This window comes from Dietzia sp. SLG310A2-38A2 (assembly GCF_014145095.1).
GTDB lineage: Bacteria > Actinomycetota > Actinomycetes > Mycobacteriales > Mycobacteriaceae > Dietzia.
On record NZ_JAALDX010000331.1, the window covers coordinates 1 to 5,947 of the forward strand.

The window sequence follows — 5,947 nt, forward strand, 5'->3', positions numbered from 1 at the left end:
GGGGATCCCCGGGGGCGGCCGCCTCTACCGCGTGTGGAGCGGAACGATCGGCCCGTGGCCGGATCAGCTCTGCTCGGCGGCCGCCTTCTTCAGCGACTCGGTCGGCGCGAAACGCTCTCCGTACTTCGCGGCCAGTTCCTCGGCGCGGGCGACGAAGCCCGTGTAGCCCGAGGCGACGTGCTCGCCCGGTCCGGAGTAGTTCTTGGCGTACTGGCGGGTCCCGCCCGTCCACGCCGGGAACCCGATGCCGATGATGGAACCGATGTTGGCGTCGGCGTCGTCGACGATCACGCCCTCGTCCACGCACTTCTGCGTCTCGAGCACCTCGGCGAACAGCATGCGGTCCACCAGGTCCTGCAGCGGAGGCGCGTTGTCCGGGGAGGTGGTGAACGCCTCCCGCAGGCCCGGCCAGAGGCCGGCGCGCTTACCGTCGACGTACTCGTAGAAGCCCGCACCGGCGGCGCGGCCGGAACGCTCGAGCTCCTCGACCATCTTCAGGACCACGCGGTCGGAGGCGTTGGGCACGTACTGCTTACCCTCGGCCTCCTCGGCCTCGCGGGTGGCCTGCCGAATCTTGACCATCAGGTTGAGGTTCAGCTCATCCGACAGCTGCAACGGCGCCGCCGGATATCCGGCAATGCGGCCGGCCTGCTCGATGGTCGAGGGCTCGATCCCCTCGTCGAGCATGGCGATCGCCTCGTTGACGAACGTGCCGATGACGCGCGAGGTGTAGAAGCCGCGCGAGTCGTTGACCACGATCGGGATCTTGCGGATCTGCAGGGTGAGGTCGATGGCCTTGGCCAGCGTCTCGGGCGTGGTCTGCTCGCCGGAGATGATCTCGACGAGCTGCATCTTGTCGACCGGGGAGAAGAAGTGCAGCCCGATGAAGTCCTCGGGGCGCTTGACGCCGGTCGCGAGGTCGGTGATCGGCAGGGTGGACGTGTTGGAGCCGAGCAGCGCGTCGGGCGCCACGACGTCCTCGACCTCCTGGAAGACCTTCTTCTTCAGGGCCGGGGACTCGAAGACGGCCTCGATCACGAGGTCGCAGCCGGCGAGGTCCTGCGGGTCCGTCGTGGGCGTGATGCGTGCGAGAAGTGCGTCGGACTTCTCCTGCGTGGTGCGACCACGCTGGAGCGCCTTGGCCTCGATGTTCTCGGAGTACGCCTTACCCTTGTCGGCGGAGGCCTGCTCGACGTCCTTGAGCACGACCTCGATGCCGGCCTTGGCGCAGACGTAGGCGATGCCCGCGCCCATCATGCCGGCGCCCAGGACACCGACCTTGGTGAACTGCGTCTTGGGGATCTCCGAGCCGTCGGCCGCCTTGGGCCGAGCGCCGCCCGAGGAGCAGTGCTGCATGTCAAAGAAGAAGGCCTGGATCATGTTCTTGGCCACGGCCCCGGTGACGAGTGAGACGAAGTAGCGCGCCTCGATCTGCTCGGCGGTGGCGAAGTCCACCTGCGAGCCCTCGACGGCGGCGGCCATGATGGCGCGCGGCGCCGGGGAGGGCGCGCCCTTGGTCTGCTTGCGCATGTTCGCGGGGAAGGACGGCAGGACGCCGGCCAGCGCGGGGTCCTTGATCGTGCCGCCGGGGAGCGTCCACCCCTTGCGGTCCCACGGCTGGGTGGCCTCGGGCTCGGTGCCGATCCATGCCTTGGCGGCGTCGATCAACTGCTCGGGGGCCACGACCTCGTCGACGAGGCCGGCCTCGAGCGCCTTGGCCGGCGCGAAAGACCGACCGGACATGAGGATGTTGGGCACGGCCTGGGCGAGGCCGAACATGCGGACGGTCCGGACGATGCCGCCGCCACCCGGCAGCAGACCGAGGGTGACCTCCGGGAGGCCGACCTTGGCGCCGCGGGCGTCGGCCATGACGCGATGGTGGCACGCGAGCGCGAGCTCGAGGCCGCCGCCGAGGGCCGCACCGTTGATCGCGGCCACGACCGGGACGCCGAGGGTCTCCAGGGCGCGCATCCGGCTCTTGATCTGCATGGACCGCTCGAACAGCTGCTCGGCGTCCTCGGGGCCCGCCGTGATCATGGACTTGAGGTCGCCGCCACCGAAGAAGCTCTTCTTGGCCGAGGTCAGTACGACGCCCTTGATGGACTCCTTCTCGGACTCGATGCGACCGACGGTCTCCGAGAAGTCGTCGATGAAACGGGCGTTCATGGTGTTGGCGCCGTGGTCGGGGTCATCCATGGTGAGGGTGACGATGCCGTCGCCGTCCTGCTCCCACCGGAACATGTTTTCGCTCACTGGTTCTCTACTCCTCAAGGCTGTGGTGTTGGTGGGGCGGATCAGACGCGCTCGATGATGGTGGCGACTCCCATGCCACCACCGACACAGAGCGTGACGAGGGCGCGCTTGCCGCCGGTCCGCTCGAGCTCGTCGAGCACGGTGCCGGTGATCATGGCGCCGGTCGCACCGAGGGGGTGCCCCATCGCGATGGCTCCGCCGTTGACGTTGAGCTTCTCGTCGGGGATGTTCATGTCCTTCTGGAAACGCAGGACGACGGAGGCGAAGGCCTCGTTGAGCTCCCAGAGATCGATGTCGTCGGAGGTGAGTCCGGCGATCTCGAGGGCCTTCTTCGCGGCCGGGGTCGGGCCGGTGAGCATGATGGTGGTGTCGGCACCGGAGGTGGCCGCGGCCACGACACGGGCGCGCGGCGTCATGTTCATCTCCTTGCCGGCCTTCTCCGAACCGACCACCACCAGCGCGGCGCCGTCGACGATGCCGGACGAGTTCCCACCGTGGTGGACGTGGTTGATCTCCTCGACCCAGTGGTACTTCTGCAGCGCCACGGCGTCGAAGCCGCCCATGTCGCCGACCATGGCGAACGACGGCTTAAGGCCGGCCAGCTTCTCGACCGTGGTACCCGGACGCATGTGCTCGTCGTGGTCGAGGATGGTGACACCGTTGATGTCCTTGACCGGAACGACCGACTTGGCGAACCGGCCCTCCTCCCACGCGCGGGCGGCGAGCCGCTGCGAGCGCTCGGCGTAGCGGTCCACGTCCTCACGGGTGAAACCCTCGAGGGTGGCGATGAGGTCGGCACCGATCCCCTGCGGGGAGAAGTACGTGTCGTAGTTCGTGGCCGGGTCCAGGGCCCAGGCCCCGCCGTCGGTGCCCATCGGCACGCGCGACATGGATTCGACGCCGCCGGCGAGGACGACCTCGTCCCATCCGGAACGGATCTTCTGGGCGGCCATGTTGATGGTGGTCAGGCCGGATGCGCAGAAGCGGTTGATCTGTACGCCCGCCACGGTGTCGGGCATCTTGGCGGCCAGCGCGGCGATGCGCGGCAGATCCATGCCCTGGTCACCGAGGGGGGTGACGATTCCGTAGATGATGTCCGAGATCCGGTTCTCGTCGAGGTCGGGGAACCGACGCCGCATTTCTTCGATGAGGCCGACGACCAGGTCGATCGGCTTGACCCCGTGCAGAGCGCCGCCAGGCTTGCCCTTGCCTCGCGGAGTCCGGATGGCGTCGTAGATGAATGCCTCGGTCATGGGTTGTCCACGGCCTTTCTTTGGGCGGAACTGATACGTGTTCGAACTCAGGCTACGTTGTCACTCCCGCCACGTGCGGAGTGCGGTCCGTTTTTGTCGACCCGCGCCCGGGGCACTCCGGTGGCACAGTGGACCATGACTGTCCGCGGCGCCCCGGGAGCGGCGCCGCCCGACCCGACGCGAGGACCCCCGTGACCTTGACCGACGCTGTACCCCCCGCCCTGGCAGAGCTCGCCGAGAGGTGCGGGGTGGCCACGAGCTATGAGGACGCCCGCGGCGTCCGACACGACATCTCGACCCGGACCCTCCGCTCGGTCCTCGCCGCGATGGGCGTCCGGACCGGTGATGACGACGACGAGAGCGGCACCACGACCCGTGAGGCCCTCGAGGAGGTTCGTCTGCGGCCGTGGCGACGGGTGCTCCCCCCGACGATCGTGACGAGACAGGGGTCGGGGACCAGGTGCGGAGTTCATGTCCCGCGTGGTGCCACGGTGAGGCTGTCAGTCCAACTCGAGGACTCGGCCTCCACGCTTGATCTGGAACTCCCCGACGCCCCGCAGGAGTCGATAGAGGTCGACGGTGTGATCATCGACCGGGTCGAACTCGAGCTCCCCGCCTCCCTTCCTCTCGGGTGGCACCGACTGGTCGCCGATATCGCGGACGCGTCGGATGTCTCCGGCCCGTCCGTTCACGGCTCACGGACCGTCGAGTCGACACTGGCGGTGTCCCCCCGATCGATACCGGTTCCCGCGGACCTCACCCGACGCCGCGGCGTCGGTCTGGCCGCGCAGATCTACCAGGTCCGGTCCGAGCGGTCGTGGGGGGTCGGGGACCTGAGCGATCTGGCGGAGCTCGCCGACTGGGCGGGCCGGGACCTCGGGGCTGACTTCGTCCTGGTCAACCCCATGCACGCCGGGGAACCGTACCCGCCGGTCGAGCCGTCGCCGTACCTTCCCACCACGCGCAGGTTCGCCTCGCCCCTGTATCTCCGCCCCGAGCAAATCCCCGAGTACACCGCACTGTCGACCGAGGACAGGCAGAGGGTGGATGATCTCGCCCGGTCACAGCACCACAGCAACGCCGTGGACACCATCGACCGCGACTCCTCGTGGGGCGCCAAGGTCGACGCGCTCCGGATAGTGTTCTCCGCCCCCCTGCCGGACGATCGGGCCCGGGAGTTCGACGACTTCGTCGACGAGCAGGAACCCGGTCTCCATCGCTTCGCCACATGGTGCGCCCTGGCCGCCGAGTCGGGCCCGGACTGGTCGCGCTGGCCCCTCGAACTGCAAGATCCCGATTCCGACGCGGTGGCGCGATATGCCCAGGACCATGCGGAGGACGTCCGCTTCCACCAGTGGTTGCAGTGGCACGTCGCGCAACAACGTGCCGGGGCACAGCGGGCGGCCCTGTCGGCCGGGATGCGTCTGGGCATCCTGCACGATCTCGCCGTCGGGGTCCATCCCACCGGTGCCGACGCCTGGGCCCTCCACCGCTCACTGGCGCGCGGGGTCACAGTGGGCGCGCCGCCGGATGCCTACAACCAGCTGGGCCAGGACTGGTCTCAACCGCCGCTGCGACCGGACGCGCTCGCCGAGCAAGGGTACCGACCATTCCGGGACATCGTCCGCGCTGCGTTGCGCGACTCGGGCGGCATACGGATCGACCACATCCTCGGGCTCTTCAGGCTCTGGTGGATACCGGCGGGCCTTTCGCCCACCGAGGGAACCTACGTCCGCTACGACCACGAGGCGATGATCGGAGTACTGGCGCTGGAGGCGTTACGTGCGGGCGCTGTGGTCGTGGGAGAGGATCTGGGGACTGTCGCACCGGGGGTTCGGGAGGAACTGTCCGAGCGCGGGGTGTTGGGCACCTCGGTGATGTGGTTCGAGCAGGAGGATGGTCAGCCGATACCTCCGGAGAACTATCGGCGGCTGTGCATGGCATCGGTCACGACCCACGACCTCCCACCGACTGCCGGCTATGTGGATCTCGTCCACGTTGATGTTCGCGAGGAGTTGGGCCAGCTGACGGGGGACGTCGAGCAGGAGCGCCTCGACGCCGCGGCCGAGATCCGGTCCTACACCGAGGCCGTCAGGCAGCGCGACCACCTCGAGGGCGACGCCCCGGAGGATCTGGTGGTGGCGCTTCACGAATACCTGGCCGCGGCGCCTTCTCTTCTGTACGCGGTCTCGGTCGCCGATCTGGCTGGGGATCGCCGGCCGGTCAACATGCCGGGGACGTCCGAGGAGTACCCGAACTGGCGAGTGCCCCTGACCGGCAGTCGGGGTGAGGTGGTCTCTCTGGAGGGGCTGCGTGGGTCTGGGTTGGCGCGGCGGGTGGTGGGTGTGGTGAGGGGTGGTGGGGTGGAATGACGAGAGCCCCCGGTCGCGTGATGCGATCGGGGGCTCTCGTGTGAAGTTGTGTTCGGCGGTGACCTACTC

At 68.6% G+C, this 5,947-nt stretch carries 3 protein-coding genes; 1 reads left to right on the forward strand and 2 read right to left on the reverse strand.

Going from position 1 to position 5,947, the window contains the following annotated elements:
- Positions 1-63: 63 nt before the first annotated feature.
- Both G6027_RS11995 and G6027_RS12000 read right to left on the reverse strand, forming a co-directional pair.
- Positions 64-2,241: a 3-hydroxyacyl-CoA dehydrogenase NAD-binding domain-containing protein gene (locus G6027_RS11995; protein ID WP_187702845.1), complete on the reverse strand. Its 2,178-nt coding sequence runs from the start codon at positions 2,239-2,241 to the stop codon at positions 64-66.
- Positions 2,242-2,294: 53 nt separating this feature from the next.
- Positions 2,295-3,506, reverse strand: coding sequence for an acetyl-CoA C-acetyltransferase (locus tag G6027_RS12000; RefSeq protein WP_182637378.1), 1,212 nt, complete (start codon positions 3,504-3,506; stop codon positions 2,295-2,297).
- A gap of 197 nt (positions 3,507-3,703) precedes the next feature.
- On the opposite strand from G6027_RS12000, the gene malQ reads away from it, so the two are divergent.
- Positions 3,704-5,878, forward strand: coding sequence for a 4-alpha-glucanotransferase (gene malQ, locus G6027_RS12005; protein WP_241727065.1), 2,175 nt, complete (start codon positions 3,704-3,706; stop codon positions 5,876-5,878).
- Positions 5,879-5,947 lie beyond the last annotated feature (69 nt).

What these genes read in the sequence shown, in the direction of transcription:
- G6027_RS12000 (WP_182637378.1), bottom strand. Translation starts at nt 3,506, where the DNA reads ATGACCGAGGCATTCATCTACGACGCCATCCGGACTCCGCGAGGCAAG.
- G6027_RS11995 (WP_187702845.1), bottom strand. Translation starts at nt 2,241, where the DNA reads ATGTTCCGGTGGGAGCAGGACGGCGACGGCATCGTCACCCTCACCATG.